Raw genomic sequence first — 21104 nt, 5'->3', positions numbered from 1 at the left:
TTTTCTCCTATGAATCAGAGGAACTTTCCTTGAAAATGACGCCGTTAGCCCCATGTCAGCCGGTTGGCTTGATATTCGCTCGTATCCGGCTCGGGAAATAATGCGTAAGTTTGTGGCCAGCTTTTGCTTGCGGGCCCGCAAGGCACGCACCTCGACCGATGTCTTACGGGCTTCGGTCGGTTTTTTCCGCACCGTCTGTCGGGCGCCCTTTGTCACCGGTTTGTTCGGGTGGCGGAGGGCGTCGGTGCAGCGGGTTGGGCGAACCATACATTTAGTACGCGACACGACACTGGGGTCAATGGGCAAGGAATTACGGATTGGACTGGTACTGCTGCTCTTGGCCATTACGGGTCTGATCGTGTCGTTTTCGCACCCCTACGACAACGGCGCCAAGCCCGCGTCGGTGGCCGAGCAAAACTGGGTCGATTCCGTCTTCGCCTCGCTCACCCCGGAGCAGCGTCTCGGCCAGCTTTTCATGGTGGCCGCCTATTCCAACAAGGACCAGAAGCACGTTCAGCACATCGACCGGCTGGTGCGCGACTACAACATCGGCGGCCTGATGTTTCTGCAGGGCGGCCCGCGCCGCCAGGCCAAACTCACCAACCGTTACCAGGCCGAAGCCCGCACGCCGCTGCTCATTGCCATGGACGCCGAGTGGGGCCTCGACATGCGCCTCGATTCCAGCATGCACTTCGCCAAGCAGATGACGCTCGGCGCGATGGACGACGAGCAGTACATCTACCAGATGGGCCGCGAAATTGCCATGAAGCTGCGCACCATGGGGGTGCACGTGAGCTTTTCGCCGGTTATCGACATCAACTCCAACCCCAACAACCCGGTTATCGGCAACCGCTCTTTCGGCGAAAACAAGGAGCAGGTGACTAAGCGCGGGCTGGCTTACATCCGCGGGCTGCAGGACCACGGCGTTATTGCCGTAGCCAAGCACTTCCCCGGCCACGGCGACACCGACGTGGACTCGCACCTGGCCCTGCCGGTTATCAACTCCGACCTCGCGCGCCTGACCGACGTGGACCTGTACCCGTTCCAGAAGTCGTTTGAGGCCGGCGTGATGGGCGTGATGGTGGCCCACCTTTACGTACCGCTCATCGACACGGTGCGCAGCCAAAGCACCACCCTTTCGCGCGCCCTCGTTACGGGGCTGCTGAAGGAAAAAATGGGCTACCGCGGGCTCGTCTTCACCGACGCGCTCAACATGAAGAGCGTCTCGAACCTCTACAAGCCCGGCGAGGTGGACGCCTTGGCCCTGGCCGCCGGCAACGACGTGCTGCTCTTCTCCGAAGACGTGCCCGTGGCGGTGCAAAAGATCAAGGAAATGATGGCCGCCGGCAAGATTTCGGTGGAAGACGTGGACCAGCGCGTGCGCAAAATTCTGCGCGCCAAGTTTTGGGCCGGCCTCAACCGCCCGCAGCCCGTCGACGTGGCAGGGCTGATGCAGAACCTCGACCGACCCCTGGCCCGCGCCGTGCAGCAAGACATCTACGAGCACGCCGCCACGGTGGTGCGCAACGAAGACGACATCCTGCCCTTCGCCCACCTTGACACCTTGCGCATGGCCTCCATCACCATTGGGGCGCCTACCGGCAACGAGTTCGGGCAGATGATGCAGAATTACATGCCCTGCGCGGTGTACTCGGTGCCCAACCGCTACGCCCCCGACTCGACGTTTGAGCGGTTGCTGCCCAAGCTGGCCGCCTACAACACGGTGGTGGTGAGCCTGCACAACCTCAACAACACGCCCGTGCACAACTACGGCCTGGGCGACGGCGCGCTGCATTTCATTAAGAAGCTGCAGGAAAACAAAGCCGTGAAAACCGTGGTGGTGGTGATGGGCAATGCCTACGCCCTCAAGCACGTGGAGGAAGCCCGCAACCTGGTGTGCGGCTACGAAGACAACTACGCCTCGCAGCACGTGCTGCCCCAGATTCTGTTTGGCGCGCTGCCCGCCGTGGGCCGCCTGCCCGTTACGGTATCGGAAACGATGAAGGCCGGTTTGGGGCTGCCCACGCCCGACTTCCGCCGCCTGCGCTACGCCACGCCCGAAGCCGTGGGCCTCGACTCGAAGGTGCTGGCCCAGATCGACAACGTAGCCACCGAAGCCATTGCCTATGCCGCCGCGCCCGGCTGCCAGGTGCTGGTGGCCAAAGACGGCGCCGTGGTGTTCGAGAAAAGCTACGGCTTTGCCACCTACGACAAGTCGCAGCCGATTTCCAACGAAACGCTCTACGACCTGGCTTCGGTAACGAAGGTGGCCGGCACGCTGCAAGCCATCATGTGGCTCAAGGATGAAGGCCGCATTAACCTCGACTCGAAGGTATCGGACTATATGCCCGAGCTGAAGGCCACCAACAAGAAGGAAATGACCGTGCGCGACGTGCTGCTGCACCAAGCCGGTCTGAAGCCGGGTATTCCCACCTGGGAGCGGACGGTGACCAAATCGGGCCTCAAGCCCACATTCTACGCCAGCACCCGCACCGACGATTTCCCGCGCCAGGTGATTCCCGGCACCTACGTGGTGCGCACCGCCGAAGACTCCGTCTGGACCTGGATTCAGCGCAGTTCGTTGCTGCCGAAGGGCAAAAACGGCAAGTACCCGGTGGAGTATTCCGACCTGAGCTTCATCATTCTGAAACGCTTGGCCGAGAAGCAGCTCAATCAGCCCATCGAAACCTTCCTGCAAAAGCAGTTCTACGCGCCGCTGGGGTTGAACACGATGACCTACAACCCGCTGGAGCGGTTCCCGAAGTCGTGCATTGCGCCCACCGAAAACGACACCTACTACCGCCACGAGCAGTTGCAAGGCTCGGTGCACGACCAAACGGCGGCCATGATGGGCGGCGTGGCCGGCCACGCGGGTCTGTTTTCGAATGCCAACGATTTGGCCAAGCTGATGCAGATGGACTTGCAGAACGGCCGCTACGGCGGGCAACGTTACTTCACCACGCCGGTCGTCACCGAGTTTGCCCGCAGCCAATCGGCCGGCAACCGCCGTGGCCTCGGCTGGGACCACGGCGACCCGAGCAAACCCGAAGGCCCCACCAGCAACCTCTCGCCGGCCAGCACCTTTGGCCACACCGGCTTCACGGGCACCTGCGTGTGGATGGACCCCGAAAACAAAATTCTCTACATTTTCCTGTCGAACCGCGTGTATCCCGATGCCGGCAACAACAAGTTGCGCCAGTACAACATCCGGACGCGTATACACGATGTGATTTACAAAGCCATCATCACCGACGCCGACAAAGGCAAATCGTAAGCCCTGCCACGCGGGTTGTTGACTAGAGGGGAAGCTTTACTATGTGGTGTGGAACAAGCAACCCCTTGACCGGCGCGTCGTCCCTGTGGGCGGCGCGCTTTTTTGTGCTGGCTTGCGTAGAAAGCAAGTTGCGCAGCCGAATATTTCCGGCTTTTTCCAACTTGCTGCCGAGTTACCGGTTCAGCAGGCAACTTTCCCTCCCACCCCGCGCTTCCGTCTTCCGGCCATGAACATCGGCATTGTCTGTTACCCTACTTTCGGCGGCTCCGGCGTTGTGGCCACCGAACTCGGCAAAGCCTTGGCCCAGAAGGGCCACCGGGTGCACTTTATCACCTACAGCCAGCCCGTTCGCCTCGATTTCTTCAACGAGAACCTGTTCTACCACGAGGTTTACATCCCGCCCTACCCGCTGTTCCAGTTTCCGCCCTACGAGCTGGCGCTGGCCTCGAAGATGGTCGACATCGTGCAGAACGAGAAGCTCGACGTGCTGCACGTGCACTACGCCATTCCGCACGCCTCGGCGGCCTACATGGCCAAGCAGATTCTGCGCACCAAAGGCATTCAGATTCCGGTTATTACCACCCTGCACGGCACCGATATTACGCTGGTGGGTAAAGACGCCAGCTACGAGCCCGTCGTGACATTCAGCATCAACCAGTCCGACGCGGTTACCTCCGTGTCGGCCGATCTGAAGGAGGAAACCTACCGCTACTTCGCCATCGAGAAGGACATCGAGGTTATTCCGAACTTCATCAACCTGGAACGTTTCCGCAAGCAGCCCAAGGAGCATTTCCGCACCGCCATTGCGCCCGAGGGCGAAAAGCTGCTGATTCACACCTCCAACTTCCGCTCCGTGAAGCGCGTCGACGACGTGGTGCACATCTTCGACGGCGTGCGCAAGGAAATGCCCGCCAAGCTCCTGCTCGTGGGCGACGGCCCCGACCGACCGCGCATCGAGAAGCTCTGCCGCGAGCTAAGCCTGTCGAGCAACGATGTGCGCTTCCTCGGCAAGCTCGAAGCTGTGGAGGAGGTCTTGAGCGTGTCGGACCTGTTTCTGATGCCCTCGGAAAAGGAAAGCTTCGGCCTCGCGGCGCTGGAGGCCATGGCCTGCGAAGTGCCCGTCATCAGCACCAACGCCGGCGGCATTCCCGAGCTGAACCTGCACGGCCAGACCGGCATGGTGAGCGAAGTGGGCGATGTGGCCGACATGGTGAAAAACGCCCTCTACGTACTCGACGACGCGAACCTGCCGCGCTTCAAAGCCGCCGCCCGCGCCCGCGCCGAGGAGTTTGCCGTCGACAACATCGTGCCGCGCTACGAAGCCTGCTACCAGCGCGCCATTGATGCCGTGCTGGCGACGGTGTAGCTTACGTTTGTCATCCTGAGCAACGCGAAGGACCTTCTCACGCCAGAACAAATCGTTCAGCGGTAAGAAGGTCCTTCGCGTTGCTCAGGATGACAAACTGCCTTAAAACAGCCCGGCCGCTTCGCGCTTCACGGCCAGCAAGGCCGTGGCAGTCGGGTCGGTTTCGTCGTTGATGAGCGTTTCGAGTACGCGCTTGGCTAGCTCGGTGCCGCGGGCCTGCTGCTGGTTGGGCAGCGTGTGGTAGGCCTTGTTGATCATCGTCAGGATGTTTTCCTTGGCCTGCTTGACGTGGTTCCAGGTATCGGGGCTCATGTAGAGCTGCTGGGAGAGGTTGTGCTCATACTCGGCCCGGATTTCCTGCATCAGCAGGCGGTGGTACTCGGGCGCGGTCTGGCCGGCCGAGCTCAGGCGCACCATCAGGTTGTTGGGCGTGATGCGCTCCAGCAGCAGCGCAATGCGCTCCAGCGCCTGCAGGCGCAGCGGCAGCGTGGTTTTGCTGTTTTCCAGGCGCAGGGCCATCAGCCGCTGCTGCTGGTCTTTCTCAATGAACTGTTGGATGAGGTAGTAGGCGGTGCCGGCCACAATGAGGGCGGGCAGGGTAATTTTCAGCAGGTCGATGAGCAGAGCGGTATCCATGCAGTGCGGATGCACCCAGCGGGGCTGGGCGGGTGGTAGAACGAAAAAACGGGTGCCGGAGAGGCCGGCAAAGATAATACGGTGAACCGGCAGCCGGGGGTAGCTGTTAAGGGAATATCGGTGCTACATACGGCGGAGGCTGTATCTTTGTACCCCAGGCGGCAACGCCTTTACTCCGACGACTCTACGCAACTCCTTTTGACCATGGCCACTGCCACTGCTCCCGTTAAAACGGCCCCCATCACGCTCACCCCGCGCGCCTTGGCCGAGGTGAAGAACATTCTCGTTGAGAAGAAAGTCCCGACCGAGTACGGCCTGCGCATTGGCGTGCAGGGCGGCGGCTGCTCGGGCCTGAGCTACCTGCTCGGCTTCGACAAGCCCAAAGACCAGGACGAAACCTACGAGCTCGACGGCGTGACGCTGGTGATGGACAAGAAGCACGCGATGTACGTGCTGGGCATGGAAGTCGACTTCCAGGACGGCCTGAACGCCCGCGGCTTCGTCTTCAACAACCCCCAAGCCAAGAGCACCTGCGGCTGCGGTTCGTCGTTCTCGGCTTAGCCCTATCCCACTTTGTTTCTTGAAAAGCCACTGCTACGGTAGTGGCTTTTTTGTGTGCTGTTGCCAAGCTTCTTCCAGCTTTTTCCTCGGCTGATCTACGGCTTCCCACGTAGAAATATCCCACTCCTCGGGATACTGCAGCGACTTGCGACGCGGACTTTGTGCGATGACATAATGGAAATAGAAACGCTCCCCGGCTAGCATTTCAGGCACCTGTGTGCTCAATCCGTTTGGCTCAATCCGAGTCAAAGCAAACTCGTCTTCTTGTAATGCTGCGCTTAGCTTTTGCGGAATCCAAGCTCCTCCAATTTGTGATGCATACCAGTCCTCATCTGGGGTACCGATATGAACTTGGTGAATGCCGTTCTCAAACTCTATTGCGACTAGCCATTGGCCTGTGTCAGGGCCGGCATCAACTCCAGGTTGTGGCTGTTTTAAGCTGAACGCAATGGTAAGCTGCTCTATAACCGCGTTGCGCTTATAAATATAAAACAACCAAGCATTGGCAAAATCTATGCTCATTCCGGAAGGCAATTCTGCTGTCGGAGCCGGAGTCTGTAGAATGGTTACACGATGCGCGGCCGTAAGCAGAACAGTAGAAAGTTCCTCCGGCTCCAACACTACAAACGCGCTGCTCGAACTTATCTGAAGCTCAAATTCTCCTAAGCCGGTTGGAATCGTTTCTTTGAACAGGCAATGCATGGTACGCCAAAACTTAGTATGTCTTCGTCATATCGGCCGGTACTACCAGCACATAATCGGCTTTCTGCAGGTTTTCCTTGTCCAGTTTCCCGAGTTGCTCCTGCGTGACGGTGCTGATGGTGCGGATGCGCAGCTGCGGCTCGGCTTGGCGCAGGTACCACACAATGCCGTCGTGATTGTCGGAGTGGTAGCTGCCGTTGACGTGTAGTAGCAATTGGCCGGGCTGGCGGCTCTGGCGAATGAAGTAGGCCATGGTGGCGTCTTTCAGCGCCTGTGCCTGAATGATGTACTGCACGCCTGCGCCGTGGGCCGCGTCGCCGCCGAACATCTGGGCCATGCCTTTGTAGCCGGGCAGTTCGTAGTCGATTCGGAGGGGCAGCGGGGCCAGCCAGGCTTTTTCGGCGGCGGGCAGCGCCTCCAGCGCCGCGAGGCCGCCGCGGGCCACCTGCGAGGCGTAGCGGCGCGGCACGTTGGTGCCCACCACGCGCAGCTTCTGCTGTTGGGCCAGTTGCAGCAGGGGCTTGTAGTCGGTGCGGTAGTTGGGCCAGGGGCGGCTGCGGGCCTCGAAGGCGGTATCGGCCAGCTCGCCCACGTTGTACTGCTCCACCAGCGGCTGCACGTCGCGTTCAAACATTTCGAGGCCGAGCACCAACTGGCCGGCTTTGCGCTGGGCCAGGTCCTTGGCTACTTGCAGCTCCAGCCAGTGCGCAATGGGGTCGTTGTGCTGCTCGCCGAAGAGCACCACGTCGGCAGTGGCCAGTTCCTTGGTCATCTTCCCGAACTCGACGGGCTTGCCGGCGGCGGTGAACAGGCGGTAGGCGGGGCGGTCGGCAGCAAGCAATACGGGGTTGCCGGCTGCGGCAGTAGTCAGGGCAAATAGCCCGCAGAACAGCGTCAGAAGGGTATGCATGACGGCAAGGTACGCGCCGGTCCGCTGCTTGGTTTGTGTAGGGTCGGCAAGCAAAATATTCTTGTGCTGTTTTCTAGACTTTCCTGAAAATACCGCACAAATGCGAACCTGGTTTTGTGCGGTATTTTCAGGAAAACCCAGAAAACAGCACAAGGTCGCTCCACTCATCCGCGCAGTACGTTGTGGATACGTCGCCAAAAGCCCCGCTACGAAAGTTCGCAGCGAGGCTTTTGCTGGCCAGGCAGTGGTTGCTAGCCTTTGTAGAACAGCCACTTCGACAACTCCCCGTACGTCACTTTCTTGCCGTACATGAGGATGCCCACGCGGTAGATGCGGCCGGCAAACCAGATGGCGCCCACAAAGCCCGCAATCAGCAGCACCATGGAGAGGCCCAGTTGCCAGGCCGGCACGCCACCAAAGGGCAGGCGCATCATCATGGCAATGGGCGAAGTGAAGGGCACCATCGACATCCAGAAAGCGACCTGCCCGTTGGGGTTGGTGGTGAGAATAGCCTGCGACACCACGAAGGTGAGAACCAGCGGCATGGTCACGGGCATCATAAACTGCTGGGTGTCGGTTTCGCTGTCGACGGCCGAGCCGATGGCGCCGAACAGGGCGCCGTAGAACAGGTAGCCGCCCAGGAAGTAAAACAGAAAGCAGCCCACAATCAGCGGCACGTTCAGGTCGGCGCTTTTCAGGGCCTGCGTAAACTTCGTGGCCACGTTTTCTTTTTTGGCGGCGTCGTCTTGGCTGGTGGTCGGGCGCACGACGGCCGTGGTGCGGGCGGCCCGGTCCTCGGCAATTTTATCGGGGCTGATGGAGCCGGCCATAACCGAGCTGATGCCCATCGACAGCACCACCCACAAGGCCAGCTGCGTGAAGCCCACCCCGGCAATGCCCAGCACTTTGCCCATCATCAGCTGGAAGGGCTTCACCGAAGAAATAACCACTTCCACAATGCGGTTGGTCTTTTCTTCCATCACGCCGCGCATGATCTGCACGCCGTAGATGAAAATGAAGATGTAAATCAGGAAGCCACAGACGTAGGCAATGGCGGTGCTGATGCCCGTGCTGGAGCTTTTCTCGCCGTCGTCGCTCAGGCTTACGGTCTGCAGGTCCACGTCGGCCTTCATGTTGTCGAGCACGTTGCGGTCGATGCCGGCCTGGCGCAGGCGCTGGTTTTCCACGGCCTTGTTTACGGCGCGGTTGATGTCGTTTTCGAGCGACATGCCCAGCCCCTTGCGCGAGAATACCTGGAAGCCGCTGGGGTTGCTGATATCGAGCTTGGGAATGTAGAGTAGCGCGTCGTGCTTGCCTTTCTTGAACTCTTCCTTGGCAGTGGTCAGGTCGGCCGACACGCGGGTGAAGCTGATGTCGTCCTTGGGCTCGGGAAGCCGGTCGGCAAACAGCCCGCCGGCGTCGGCAATGGCCACCACTTTGCCGCTGTCCGACATTTTGGCGATGAGCACGGGCACCGCAAACAAGGCCACCGTGAGCAGCGGTCCAATCAGCGACATGATGATGAAACTCTTCTTGCGCACGCGGGTGAGGTATTCGCGCTGCGCGATAAGCCAGATTTTAGACATGAGAGGTCAGTTGCCAGTGGGCAGTTATCAGTGGTCGAGCAGTTAGGCCGGTACCGAGTCGGTTTCGGGCACGTAGTCGGGGTGGGTTTCGCGCACCCGCTGGATAAAGATGTCGTTGATGCTCGGCACCTTCTCGCGGAACCCGTGCACCTCCACGTTGCCGGCCCCGATGAGGTAGCGCAGCAGGTCGTTGGGCGAGGTACCGGCGTGCAGCTGCACCTGGGCGTAGAAATGGTCGTTTTCGCGCTTTTTCTGGTCCAGCACCCCAAAATCGGGGTGCGCCACCAGCAGGTGGCCCTTGCCTTCGATTTCGTAGGTCTGGTTGCGGTAGGCGTTTTTCACGTCGCTCACCTTGCCGTCGAGCACTTTCCGGGAGCGGTTGATGAGGGCAATGTAGTCGCACATTTCCTCCACCGACTCCATGCGGTGCGTGGAGAAAATGATGCTCACGCCTTTCTCGCGCAGGGCCAGAATCTCGTCCTTCAGCAGGTTGGCGTTGATGGGGTCGAAGCCCGAAAACGGCTCGTCGAGGATGAGCAGCGTGGGGTCGTGCACCACAGTGGCCACAAACTGCACCTTCTGCTGCATACCCTTGGAGAGGTCCTCCACGTTTTTGTCGGCCCAGCTCTTGATGTCGAACCGGTCGAGCCAGTACCTGATTTTCCCGTGCGCGTCGGCTTTTGAAAGACCTTTGAGCTGGGCCAGGTACATGAGCTGCTCGCCCACTTTCATCTTCTTGTAGAGGCCGCGCTCCTCGGGCAGGTAGCCAATCTGGCCGATGTGCGAGGGGTTCAGCTTCTCGCCGCGGAAGCGGATTTCGCCCGCGTCGGCGCCCGTAATCTGGGTGATGATGCGGATGAGCGAGGTTTTGCCGGCCCCGTTGGGGCCGAGCAGGCCGAAGATGGAGCCCTCCGGAATGTCGATGCTCACGCCATCGAGGGCGGTGTGGTTGGCGTACTGCTTGCGTACGTCAATGGCCTGTAAAATTGGTTTCACAGCAGTTGAGGAGATGGTTGCTGCTGCCAAGGTAGAGAGTTCAGCGGCGTGGCGGTGTATGCCGGTGGGCAATCTTCTACCAACCGTCGAATTAGCTGCCTGAACAGGCAAAAACGCACCCCGAACCGCGTCCACAGTAAACCGCTGTTATCCGTTCTGCGGGCCAAGGGAAAAATGATACCGACACCGCGGCCCCAACCTCTTGCAAAACCGTGGAAAGGGCACAGCACTTCAATGTGGCAGACAAAAAAGCCCGCCCCATTGCTGGAGCGGGCTTTCTGAATCGTCTGTAAATCCGGAAGAAATCCGGCGAAAATCCGTGGCCTGCTATTGGAAATACTCTTTCACTTTCTCGAAGAAGCCTTTCTCATTCTTGCCGGGGCTGGGCGTGAAGTTGGGCGAGGTGCGCAGCTTTTCCAGCGCGGCCCGCTCGTCGTTGGTTACCGACTTGGGCGTCCACACGTTGATGTGGATCAGCTGGTCGCCTTTGCCGTAGCCGTTCAGGTCGGGAATGCCTTTGCCGCGCAGGCGCAGAATCTTGCCGGCTTGCGTGCCGGGGTCGATTTTCACCTTCACCTTGCCTTCGATGGTGGGCACTTCGAGGTTGGCCCCCAGCGCCGCGTCGATGATGGAAATGTATTGGTCGAGCACCACGTTGTTGCCGTCGCGCTTCAGGAACTCGTGCGGCTCCTCCTCAATCTGGATAAGCAGGTCGCCCGATACGCCGCCGCGCTCGGGGTAGTTGCCTTTGCCCGACATGGAAAGCTGCATGCCCTCGGCCACGCCGGCCGGAATGTTGATCGGAATGATTTCCTCGGCCAGCTGGCGGCCTTCGCCGCGGCACACGTCGCAGGTCTGGCTCACAATCTTGCCTTCGCCGTGGCAGGTGGGGCAGGTCGAGGAGCTGACCATCTGGCCGAGCATCGTTTGCACCACGCGCTTCACCTGGCCCTGGCCGTGGCAGGTACCACAATCCTTGAGCTCAGTGCCGTTTTTGGCGCCGGTGCCCGAGCACGGCGCGCACGGCGTGTAGCGCTTCACCTTGATTTTCTTCTCGACGCCGTTGGCCACTTCCTCCAGGTCGAGTTTGAGCTTGATGCGCAGGTTGGAGCCCTTGCGCACGCGCCGACCCTGGCTGCGGGCCCCGCCGCCAAAGAAGCTCTCGAAGCCACCGCCGCCACCGCCGAAGATGTCGCCGAACTGGCTGAAGATGTCTTCCATGCTCGGGCCGTGGCCGTTGCCGCCGCCCACGCCCTGGTGGCCGTACCGGTCGTAGCGCGCCCGCTTCTGCTCGTCCGACAGGATTTCGTAGGCCTCGGCGGCTTCCTTGAACTTGTCTTCGGCCGTGGGGTCGTCGGGGTTTTTGTCGGGGTGAAACTTGATGGCCACCTTGCGGTAGGCCTTCTTAATCTCGTCGCCCGACGCGTTTTTGGCTACGCCCAGAATTTCGTAATAATCTCGCTTGGTCGACATGGTCGGTACTTGGTCTGGAGCAGCAGGGCGCTACTCGCTTCTATTCTCTCGCCTCTGTTGCTTACTGGCCCAACACCACCTTGGCGTGCCGAATGACTTTGTCGCCGAGGTAGTAGCCTTTCTCAATCTCGTCGACCACCTTGCCTTTCAACTCCTCGCTCGGGGCCGGAATCTGGGTAATGGCCTCGTGCAAATCGGGGTCGAACGCGCCGCCTTTGGTTTCCATCGGCTGCAAGCCTTTCTGCTGAAGGGCTTTCGAGAGTTTGTTGTAGATGATACTGATGCTTTCGCGCACCACGTTAGCGTCATCGGAGTCGCGGGTGTGCTGGTGGGCGCGCTCGAAGTCGTCGAGGACGGGCAGCAGCACGGTCATCAGCTCCTGGTTGGCGGTTTTGAAGAGGTCGGCGCGCTCCTTGGTGGTGCGGCGCTTGTAGTTCTCAAACTCGGCCGCGAGGCGCAGGTATTTATCCTTCAGGTCGTTCACTTCCTGGTCGGTGCGGGTGGCTTCGCCCTTGGGCGCACCGCCGTCGGCCGGCTGGCCGCTCTGGTCGTCCATCATTTCGCCGGCTACGTGGTCGGCGTTGGAAGCGGCTGCACCTTCATTTTGCAGCTCGTCGGGATTCGGAAACGTTGCGTCAGCCATTCCTTAAGTCAAGTATTTCAGGCAGATGGATGTTCAATTAGGAAATAGCGCCGGCGCAATGAGTTTGCCAAAGCCCCGGCTTGTGACATAGTGGCACAGAAACCACAAGGCCGCCCCAAATGGTTCGGACGAGGCGGCAGAAGTAACAGCCAAGCGGAATGACAAAGGCAGACCGTAGAGCCTCGCACGGCTTAAGCAATAACCTGCCGACCGGACGCGCTTAGTCCAATTGGTCTTCCGATACTTCCTCGTCGTCGAACTCGTCTTCATCCGCGTCGTCATCGGCGCGTTTCTGGGCCCAGATGCTGTGGCGCAGCGGCTTGGGGTCTTCGCGGCGGGCATCCTGAATTTGCTGCCAGAGCAGGTCCTTCAACTGCTGGATGTTTTTCTGCGTGATGCTGGAAATGAACACGTGCGGCACATCGGCCGGCAGCGTGGCCTCGATTTCGGCTTCCAGTTCTTCGTCCAGCATGTCGGCTTTGGTAATGGCCAGCACGCGGCGCTTGTCCAGCAGATCGGGGTTGAACTGCTCCAACTCGCTCAGCAGCACCTGATACTCAGCGGCAATGTCGGGCGAGTCGGCGGCAATCATGAACAGCAGCGTAGCGTTGCGTTCGATGTGTTTGAGGAAGCGCAGCCCCAGCCCTTTGCCCTCGGCCGCGCCCTCGATGATGCCCGGAATGTCGGCCATCACGAAGGATTGGTAGTCGCGGTAGCCCACCACGCCCAGGTTGGGCACGAGGGTGGTGAAGGCGTAATCGGCAATTTTGGGCGTGGCCGCCGACACCACCGACAGCAACGTGCTTTTGCCCGCGTTGGGGAAGCCTACAAGGCCTACGTCGGCCAGCAGTTTCAACTCCAGCACGTTCCACACTTCCTGGCCCGGCTCGCCCGGCTGGGCGTAGGTCGGGGCCTGGTTGGTGGCCGATTTGAAGTGGTCGTTGCCCCAGCCGCCGCGGCCGCCGGGCGTCAGAATGATTTCCTGGCCGTCTTCGGTGATTTCCGCCCGGATTTCGCCGGTTTCGGCGTCGCGGGCAATGGTACCCAGCGGCACGTCGAGAATCACGTCGTCACCCTCGGCGCCGGTGCAGAGGCCACCGCTGCCGGGCACGCCGTGGCCGGCAATAACGTGCTTCTTGTACTGCAGGTGCAGCAAGGTCCAGAGCTGCTTGTTGCCGCGCAGGATGATGTGGCCGCCCCGGCCGCCGTCGCCGCCGTCGGGCCCGCCCAGCGGCCGGCCTTTGGAGCGGAACATGTGGGCCGAACCTGCCCCGCCCCTACCGGAGCGGCAGCAGATTTTGACGTAGTCGATGAAGTTGTTGGAAGCCACTTGGTTGAATTAAGAATTGAGAACGAGGAATGGCAAGTCGAACGTGGTTCAACCCATGCCTGATTCTGGGCTGACGGTATCTTGAAAAAAGCCGTCATCCTGAGCGCAGCGAAGGACCTTGTCAGGACAGAACGAGTTGGACAACATCGTTCCAGCGTGATAAGGTCCTTCGCTGCGCTCAGGATGACAGATGATGTCAGCGGTCAACAGCTGAGAGCCGCTGGCTCTGCAAAGTTACGCCTTTACTTCGTCAGCCGCCGCCGAGCTGTCGGTGACGGTAGCGGGCTGGTGCTGGTCGATGATGGCGGAGAGCTGACCGAAGATGTCTTCGATGGCTCCGATGCCGTAAATCGAATGGAATTTGTTCTGCTGGGCGTAGTAGCCGGCCACTTGGGCGGTTTCGGTGTTGTACACCGTCACGCGCTTGCGGATTTTCTCCTCGTTCTGGTCGTCGGGGCGGCCGGAGGTTTTGCCGCGCTCCAGCAGGCGCTTCACCAGCTCGTCTTCGGTCACTTCCAGGGCAATCATGCACGAAATGCCGGTGTCGTAGCGCTGCGTCAGTTCGTCGAGGGCCTGGGCCTGCGGAATGGTGCGCGGAAAGCCGTCGAAGATGAAACCGGCGGCCTCGGTGTTGCCGGCCAGCTGGCTTTCAATCATGCCGATAACCACGGCGTCGGGCACCAGTTCGCCGGCGTCCATGAGTTTTTTGGCCGTCAGGCCCAGTTCCGTACCCTGCGCAATCTGCGAGCGAAGCAGGTCGCCGGTGGAGAGGTGCACGAGGCCGTAGCGCTGGATGAGCTTCTGGCTTTGGGTTCCTTTGCCGGCGCCGGGGGGGCCAAACAACACGATATTAAGCATGATTGGAAGTGGTAGCGGGGAGAGTGAGAGAGAAGGGGGCGAGGGTAAGTTACGGAATTGCGGCCAGCCGCCGAAGCGAGGGGGATGCCTTATACGACGCGGTACAGGTCGCGGTAGTTGCGGCCGAGGCCGTCGTAGTCGAGGCCGTAGCCCACCACAAAATCGTTGGGAATGGCCAGGCCCTGGTATTTGATGTGCAGCTCGTGCTGCAGGCAGTCGGGCTTGATGAGCAGCGTGGCTACCTCCACCGAGGCCGGCTGCTGGGCGCGTAGCTGCTGCAGCATGGCTTGCATGGTGTGGCCGGTGTCCACAATGTCTTCCACGATGATGAGGTGGCGGCCCTGCACGTCTTCCTGCAAGCCCAGAATTTCCTTGACCTCGCCCGTGGTGCTGGTGCCGGCGTAGGAGGCGACGCGGATGAAGGCGACTTCGCAATCGAGCGTTACGTCCTTCAGCAGGTCGGCGGCAAACATGAACGAGCCGTTGAGCACGGCCACGAACAGCGGCGTCTGGCCGGCGTAGTCGCGGTTGATGCGGGCGGCAAGGTCGCGCACGGCGGCGGTGATTTGCGCTTCGGGCAAATACGGGGCAAACTCCTTGTTGTGCAGCGAAATGGTGGCTTGCGGCATGCCGGCGGGTTAGGGTGCGGGGCGAAAAGTGCCGCGAAGGTACAAAGCAAAACCGAGCGGCGGGGTCCCACTCCCACTTTCGTGTGAGGCGCCCTCGAAAGCGGTACGGCCTCAGTAGCTGCGAAAAGCCTTCGTACGGGGTTTAAACGCAAGGTGCCCCGGCTTTCGACCGGGGCACCCACATGATTTGGCAAGAAACGACGGTGCTTACTCGGCGCGTTTCAGCAGCGAAGTCAGCACGATGCGCGAGGCGGCGGGGGCCAGCTCAGCGTAGCGCACTTTGGGGCGCATGGTTGGGGCCGACACCTGCTCGGTAGCGGGCTTGAGCGGCAGCGGGGCCACGCCGCGTTCCACCACCGCGCCGTCGCGGGCAATGTGCGGGGCAATAACCAGCGACACGATGCTCATGAGCTTGATCAGGATGTTCATCGACGGGCCGGAGGTGTCTTTGAAAGGGTCGCCCACGGTGTCGCCGGTTACGGAAGCTTTGTGGGCGTCGGAGCCCTTGAACTCCATCTTGCCGTTCACCAGCACGCCTTTCTCAAACGACTTCTTGGCGTTGTCCCAGGCGCCGCCGGCGTTGCTCTGGAACATAGCCATCAGCACCCCCGATACCGTGACGCCGGCTAGCGTGCCACCCAATACCTCGGGGCCGAAGGCGTAGCCGATGACAATGGGCGTGATGAGGGCAATAGCGCCGGGCAGCAACATTTCGCGCAGGGCGGCCTGGGTGGAAATGGCTACGCACTTTTCGTACTCGGGGCGACCAGTACCTTCCATGATGCCCGGAATTTCGCGGAACTGCCGGCGCACTTCCTGCACCATGCTCATGGCCGCACGGCCCACCGCCGAAATAGCCAGGGCCGAGAAGATGAACGGAATCATGGCGCCGATGAACAAGCCGGCCAGCACGCGGGCGTTGCTGATGTCGATGGCGTTGATGCCGGCCGTGCCCATGAAGGCGGCGAAGAGGGCCAGCGAGGTGAGGGCCGCCGAGGCAATGGCGAAGCCTTTACCGGTGGCGGCGGTGGTGTTGCCCACGGCGTCGAGAATGTCGGTCCGCTCGCGCACTTCCTTGGGCAGCTCGCTCATTTCGGCAATGCCGCCGGCGTTGTCGGCAATGGGACCGAAGGCGTCGATGGCCAGCTGCATGGCGGTAGTGGCCATCATGCCGGCGGCGGCAATGGCCACACCGTAGAGGCCGGCGCATTCGTAGCTAAGCACGATGCCGGCGGCCAGCACGATAATCGGCAGTACCGTCGACTCCATGCCCACGGCCAAACCGCCGATGACGGTGGTGGCGTGGCCGGTAGAGCTTTGCTGCACGATGCTCATTACCGGGCGCTTGCCCATAGCTGTGTAATACTCAGTAATCATGCTCATCAGCGCACCCACAACCAGGCCCACGAACACGGCCCAGAACACGTCGGTAGCGGTGAAGGGCGACGAGCCGAGGCGTCCCATCTGCATGGTGCTGCTAGGCAGGATGTAGTGAATGACAAACCACGACGCGGCGGCGGTGAGGATTACCGAAACCCAGTTGCCCAGGTTCAAGGCAGCCTGCACGTTGCCGCCCTCCTTCACCCGCACGAACAGAATGCCGATGAGCGAGAAGACGATGCCGAGGCCGGCAATAACCATCGGCAGGATGATGGGCGACATGCCGTTATAGGCGTCGCCGGCGGCTACGACTTCGCGGCCGAGCACCATGGTGGCGAGGATGGTGGCCACGTAGGAGCCGAACAAGTCGGCACCCATGCCGGCCACGTCGCCCACGTTGTCGCCCACGTTGTCGGCGATGGTAGCGGGGTTGCGGGGGTCGTCTTCGGGAATGCCGGCTTCCACTTTGCCCACGAGGTCAGCGCCCACGTCGGCCGCTTTGGTGTAGATGCCGCCGCCCACGCGGGCGAAAAGCGCAATGCTTTCGGCCCCAAGCGAGAAACCGGTCAGCACTTCCAGGGCCCGTTCCATTTCGGGGCCGTTGGCCGAAGCGCCGTTCACGAACATGTAGTAGAAGGCAATGAACAGGCCGCCCAGGCCGAGCACGGCCAATCCGGCTACGCCCATGCCCATGACGGAACCGCCGGCGAAGGACACTTTCAGCGCCTGCGAGAGACTAGTGCGGGCCGCCTGGGCGGTGCGCACGTTGGCTTTGGTGGCAATCTTCATCCCGATGAAGCCCGCCGTGGCCGAAAAAATAGCGCCCAGCAAAAAGGCGCCGATGATAATGGGGGATGACCGTTCGTTGCCGTAGCTCAGGAAGCCCAGGAAAAGGCAGGCAATGAGGGCAAACAGGGCCAGTACTTTGTATTCGGCTTTGAGGAAAGCAATGGCGCCGTCGGCAATGTAGCCGGCAATGGTGCGCATGCGTTCGTCGCCAGCGTCTTGCCGGGCTACCCAACTGGAGCGCAGCGCCGTGTAGAGCAGCGCCAGCACCCCCAGCGCGGGTGCGAGGTAAAGGATGGTCATAAAGCGGTGTTAAGGGTTGGTGAGGGGAAGAGATGAAGACAAAACCTAAGGTTTGCGCTTGAAAAATAGACTTTTTCGATGCAAGCCCAACTTTTTTCTTTTCTCGGCCCCTCGCCTACCCCTACACCTTGCGGAAGTAATTGACGGAGACGCGCTCGGTAACCCAGTACAGGCCGTAGCTGATAAAGGTGACCAGCGGCACCGCCAGCCAGTAATAGCGGGCATAAAACACGGTTTCGCCCGTGAGCCGCACCAGCAGGCTATAGCCGAAATGCAGCAGCGGAAAATGGCACAGATACAGCGTGAAGCTGAATAGGCCGATGGTGTGCATCACGCGCACCAGCACATTCTGACGCGGTACGCGCCCGGCCAGCAGCGCCGATACCGATACCACGGCCAGCACCGTAGCCACCAAACCCGATGCGGCTTTGAACTTAAGCACCGCCAAAGCCAGCAACAGCCCCATCAGCACCGTTACAGTAGCCAGCAGCAACCACCCGGATACCCGGCGGAATAGCGCCAGCCATTCGGTGCCCACCACTTGGTCGTAGAGCCAGCAGCCTACGGCAAAGTAGGCATTGAACATCAGCAGGTAGCTCGTAATGGGGTCGGCGGGCGTGTACCATTTGGCGGCGACTAACCCCACGGCATAGGCCACGGCCGACACCGCATAGTAGGCCCGGATGCGCCAGAAAGCCAGCGGTACGGCCAGGTAAAACAGCGCTTCGGGCAGCAGCGACCAGTACACGTCGTTGTAGCCAATAAATTTATCGGCCAAGCTGCGGAACGATAACACGCGCAGCACGCTGTAGGCGTCGAAGCCTTGCAGTTCCTGCCAGGCGGCCAGCAGGTGCTGGTTCAGTTCACGGCCGTTTTGGGCATCCAGAATCAGTGGGGCTAAGTACACTCCCGCTGCCAATAACCCCGCCGCCAAGGCTGCCGAAAACAAGTAGGGCGGGTAGATGCGCACGATGCGGTTGATGTAGAAGGCTACCGGTGCCCTGTGCTTGCGCAGCTGAGCGTAGCGGATAAAGAAGCCCGACAGCACAAAAAAGAAAATGACCATCTCGTAGCCGCCCGAGCTGAGCATGTCGAGCCCGAAGAGCAGGTAGTCGAGCGGATTCCAAGTAGCCCGCGGGTGCACGGCCAGGTATTGCCGGCCGCCGGCCCACAGGATGAATTTGGCGTGGAAGATGACGACGTAGAACGCGCAAAAGCCCCGCAGGCTGTGCAGAATATCGAGTTCCTGATAGGTTAGGTGCTTGACGGCTCGAGGCGTCGAAGCAGTAGTTGAAGACTGTAATTCAGCGGGTTGAACTTGAGGCATACGGAGGGCTTTACTCCGCAAAGGTCTGAACTTTGACTCACAACTGCTGCATCAGCACCCGATACAGGCGCAGCATGCTGTCGATATCGGCCTTGTGAACCAGCTCGTTGGGCGTGTGTACGTGGTCTTCGGGGGCGCCCACGAAGCACCAATCCCAGGGCTGCGCGCCGTGCTGCAGCTCTTTGCCATCGGAGCCGCCGCTGCCTTCTACCTCCAGCTGGTGCGGAATGCCCGACTGCCGGGCTATCTGGCGGATGCGCTCTACGTAGCTGCGGCGCGGAATGAGCGAGTCGCGTAGGGAAATGGCGCACCCCTGGCCGGCGTGCACGCCTTCGGTCACCCAGGTAATGTCGCACACCAGCGCCTGCCGCACGCCGTAGGTTTCGTAGATGTGCTTGGCCAGGAATTTTACCGTGCCGCCGCCGTGCTCTTCGTAGCAGCTGAACACGACAATGCCATCTTCCAGGGTTTCGCACAGGCGCAGCGCATTCCACACGCCCAAGCGGTTGTCGAGGTAGCAGCTTTGCACGCTCTCCTCGGTTTCGCGGAAGTCGCAGGCAAAGGTGAGAGTGGTGCCGCGTTCGATGTCGCGGCTGAACTCATAGCCAAGCGCACCGGTTTTGTCGTCGACGGTGAGCGTGCATTCAATGGGGCCTTGCGAATCTTCGCCCACCAGGCGGTAGCCGGTTTCGGCCGCCGGCCCACCGATGCGCACGAGCTGACGGCCGTAGCGCACCGTGAATCCTATGGAATCGATGTGGGCAAATACGGCCGTGCGCGGCTGGCCAAAAACCAAAATGATGCAATCCTGAAAATCCTCTCCTGCTACAACTTCCGGCTGCACCCGCCATTGCGGAGCTTGCCGACGGATATAATCCAGTAAAAAGGCCGTGAGGGGCGCTTCGCTACCCGAAGGCGCGGCTAGTTGACACAACGTTCGTAGTAGGTTCATGCGTAGGGGGCTATAAGTCCCATTCCGGCTTAAATATCCTAATTTTGGTGTTCCGTCTGGCAACGGAGCACGGGTGTTCGTCTCGTTCTCGCTGTCTTCCCATTTTTTGCATGGCCCTGAATCCGCGTTTTATCCTGTCGTTGTGGCTGTTGAGCGGGCTGATGCTGTTGCTGCCCGCTCGCGGTATGGCCCAGCAACCCGATACAACCCGCCGCTCGGCGCCCATCCGCAACATCCAGCTCGACACGGTGGACGTGGTGCCGGGCGCGGTGGATTACTCGGGCTGGCTGCTGCTCGACAAGGATATTCAGCTGGAGCTGGAGGGCGCCATCCAGAACCTCTACAACTTCAAGTACGACAAGGCCGAGAAGCAATTTCGCAGCCTGAAGCGGCGCTACCCCAACCACCCCATGCCCTACTTTTTGCTGGGCCTGAGCCAGTGGTGGAAGATCGTGCCGACCAACGTGCAAACGAAGCAGTACGACAAGGTCTTCTTCGCCTACATGGACACGTCGGTTACCAAGGCCGAAGCCCTCTACGACCGGGACAACAAGAACTACGAGGCCTGCTTTTTCCTTTCGGCCGCTTATGGATTTGACGCCCGCCTGCACGCCGAGCGCAAAGACTGGCGCAAGGCCACCGTGAGCAGCAAGCGGGCCCTCGATTACCTCCAGAAAAGCCAGGAAGCCAACGGCCTCAGCCCCGAGTTCCTCTTCGGGCAGGCGCTGTTCAATTACTACGCCGTCTGGATCAGCGAAAATTACCCCCTGCTGCGGCCGGTGCTGCTGTTTTTTCCCAAAGGCAACCGCGAACTAGGCCTGCAGCAGCTGAAAAACGTGGCCGACAATGGGTTCTACACCGGCACCGAGGCCAAGTTCTTTTTGATGCGCATCCTCAACAACGAGGAAAACAACCCGGCAGCATCAATGCCGCTAGCGCGCTACCTCGCCACCAAGTACCCCGACAACGGCTACTTCCAGCGGTTTTATGCCCTGCTGAGCTTCAATGAGGGTGAGTTTCGGGAGTGCGAGCGGGTGAGCCGCGAAATTCTCGACAAAATCAACCGCGGCTACCCCGGCTACGAGGGCATCAGCGGCCGCTACGCCACCTATTTCCTGGGCTGGCTGATGCAGAACAAATACAAAGATTTATCCAAGGCCAAGGAGTATTATCAGCGGTGCATTGTGTTTGCCGAAAGCACCAACGAAACCTCGGGTGGCTTCTACCTCTACGCCAACCTGAACCTGGCCCGCATGGCCGACAAGGAAAAGGACGGCAAAGCGGCCTTGCGCTACTACACCGTGGTGTACAACAAAGCCGACCGCAAGAGCGAGCAGTACCGCGAGGCCAAGTCGTACGTAAAGCTTTCGAAGCGGTAGCGCTCCGGCCTTC

Annotated in this window: 17 protein-coding genes; 4 read left to right on the top strand and 13 right to left on the bottom strand. The window is 60.5% G+C overall.

What is annotated here, in order from left to right; translation table 11 throughout:
• Positions 1 to 298: 298 nt before the first annotated feature.
• Positions 299 to 3274 (top strand): serine hydrolase domain-containing protein, encoded by a 2976-nt coding sequence (locus tag F0P96_RS12530; protein WP_151079240.1) that lies wholly within the window; start codon positions 299 to 301, stop codon positions 3272 to 3274.
• Positions 3275 to 3500: 226 nt separating this feature from the next.
• A complete protein-coding gene (gene bshA / locus F0P96_RS12525; RefSeq protein ID WP_151079239.1) occupies positions 3501 to 4640 on the top strand; it encodes an N-acetyl-alpha-D-glucosaminyl L-malate synthase BshA in 1140 nt (379 codons plus the stop codon).
• 102 nt (positions 4641 to 4742) lie between these two features.
• Here bshA and F0P96_RS12520 read toward each other — a convergent pair whose 3' ends face one another.
• Positions 4743 to 5276, bottom strand: coding sequence for a DUF7935 family protein (locus F0P96_RS12520; RefSeq protein WP_151079238.1), 534 nt, complete (start codon positions 5274 to 5276; stop codon positions 4743 to 4745).
• A 204-nt stretch (positions 5277 to 5480) separates the two neighbouring features.
• Here F0P96_RS12520 and F0P96_RS12515 point away from each other — a divergent pair, with 204 nt between their 5' ends.
• On the top strand, positions 5481 to 5837 hold the full coding sequence (locus F0P96_RS12515) for a HesB/IscA family protein (protein ID WP_151079237.1): 357 nt from the start codon (positions 5481 to 5483) through the stop codon (positions 5835 to 5837).
• A 33-nt stretch (positions 5838 to 5870) separates the two neighbouring features.
• Here the strand turns inward: F0P96_RS12515 and F0P96_RS12510 are convergent, their stop codons facing one another.
• The 12 genes from F0P96_RS12510 to F0P96_RS12455 form a co-directional block, all read right to left on the bottom strand.
• Positions 5871 to 6539, bottom strand: coding sequence for a hypothetical protein (locus F0P96_RS12510; protein WP_151079236.1), 669 nt, complete (start codon positions 6537 to 6539; stop codon positions 5871 to 5873).
• 13 nt (positions 6540 to 6552) lie between these two features.
• Positions 6553 to 7449 carry a ChaN family lipoprotein gene (locus F0P96_RS12505; RefSeq protein WP_151079235.1) on the bottom strand — a complete coding sequence of 299 codons (897 nt, stop codon included), beginning with the start codon at positions 7447 to 7449 and terminating at the stop codon, positions 6553 to 6555.
• Positions 7450 to 7700: 251 nt separating this feature from the next.
• Positions 7701 to 9035, bottom strand: a complete 1335-nt coding sequence (locus F0P96_RS12500; protein WP_151079234.1) for an ABC transporter permease — start codon at positions 9033 to 9035, stop codon at positions 7701 to 7703.
• Between the two features lie 42 nt (positions 9036 to 9077).
• On the bottom strand, positions 9078 to 10031 hold the full coding sequence (locus tag F0P96_RS12495) for an ABC transporter ATP-binding protein (protein ID WP_151079233.1): 954 nt from the start codon (positions 10029 to 10031) through the stop codon (positions 9078 to 9080).
• A gap of 327 nt (positions 10032 to 10358) precedes the next feature.
• Positions 10359 to 11504: a molecular chaperone DnaJ gene (gene dnaJ, locus F0P96_RS12490; protein ID WP_151079232.1), complete on the bottom strand. Its 1146-nt coding sequence runs from the start codon at positions 11502 to 11504 to the stop codon at positions 10359 to 10361.
• Between the two features lie 61 nt (positions 11505 to 11565).
• Positions 11566 to 12147, bottom strand: a complete 582-nt coding sequence (locus F0P96_RS12485) for a nucleotide exchange factor GrpE (RefSeq protein ID WP_235917462.1) — start codon at positions 12145 to 12147, stop codon at positions 11566 to 11568.
• Between the two features lie 220 nt (positions 12148 to 12367).
• Complete coding sequence (obgE, locus tag F0P96_RS12480) at positions 12368 to 13477, bottom strand: GTPase ObgE (RefSeq protein ID WP_151079231.1); 1110 nt, start codon at positions 13475 to 13477, stop codon at positions 12368 to 12370.
• 234 nt (positions 13478 to 13711) lie between these two features.
• Complete coding sequence (locus F0P96_RS12475; protein ID WP_151079230.1) at positions 13712 to 14335, bottom strand: adenylate kinase; 624 nt, start codon at positions 14333 to 14335, stop codon at positions 13712 to 13714.
• 89 nt (positions 14336 to 14424) lie between these two features.
• Positions 14425 to 14964, bottom strand: a complete 540-nt coding sequence (gene hpt, locus F0P96_RS12470; protein WP_151079229.1) for a hypoxanthine phosphoribosyltransferase — start codon at positions 14962 to 14964, stop codon at positions 14425 to 14427.
• A gap of 207 nt (positions 14965 to 15171) precedes the next feature.
• The gene (locus F0P96_RS12465; protein ID WP_151079228.1) at positions 15172 to 17433 is read right to left on the bottom strand and encodes a sodium-translocating pyrophosphatase; all 2262 of its coding nucleotides are present in this window, start codon (positions 17431 to 17433) and stop codon (positions 15172 to 15174) included.
• Between the two features lie 121 nt (positions 17434 to 17554).
• Positions 17555 to 18760 (bottom strand): acyltransferase family protein, encoded by a 1206-nt coding sequence (locus F0P96_RS12460; RefSeq protein WP_151079227.1) that lies wholly within the window; start codon positions 18758 to 18760, stop codon positions 17555 to 17557.
• Positions 18761 to 18797: 37 nt separating this feature from the next.
• The gene (locus F0P96_RS12455) at positions 18798 to 19712 is read right to left on the bottom strand and encodes a M20/M25/M40 family metallo-hydrolase (RefSeq protein WP_151079226.1); all 915 of its coding nucleotides are present in this window, start codon (positions 19710 to 19712) and stop codon (positions 18798 to 18800) included.
• A gap of 110 nt (positions 19713 to 19822) precedes the next feature.
• On the opposite strand from F0P96_RS12455, the gene F0P96_RS12450 reads away from it, so the two are divergent.
• Positions 19823 to 21091, top strand: coding sequence for a tol-pal system protein YbgF (locus tag F0P96_RS12450; RefSeq protein ID WP_151079225.1), 1269 nt, complete (start codon positions 19823 to 19825; stop codon positions 21089 to 21091).
• Positions 21092 to 21104: the final 13 nt, after the last annotated feature.

The sequence above is a fragment of the Hymenobacter busanensis genome, assembly GCF_008727865.1.
GTDB classification, from domain to species: domain Bacteria; phylum Bacteroidota; class Bacteroidia; order Cytophagales; family Hymenobacteraceae; genus Solirubrum; species Solirubrum busanense.
This window is presented reverse-complemented; position numbering and strand designations above follow the sequence as displayed.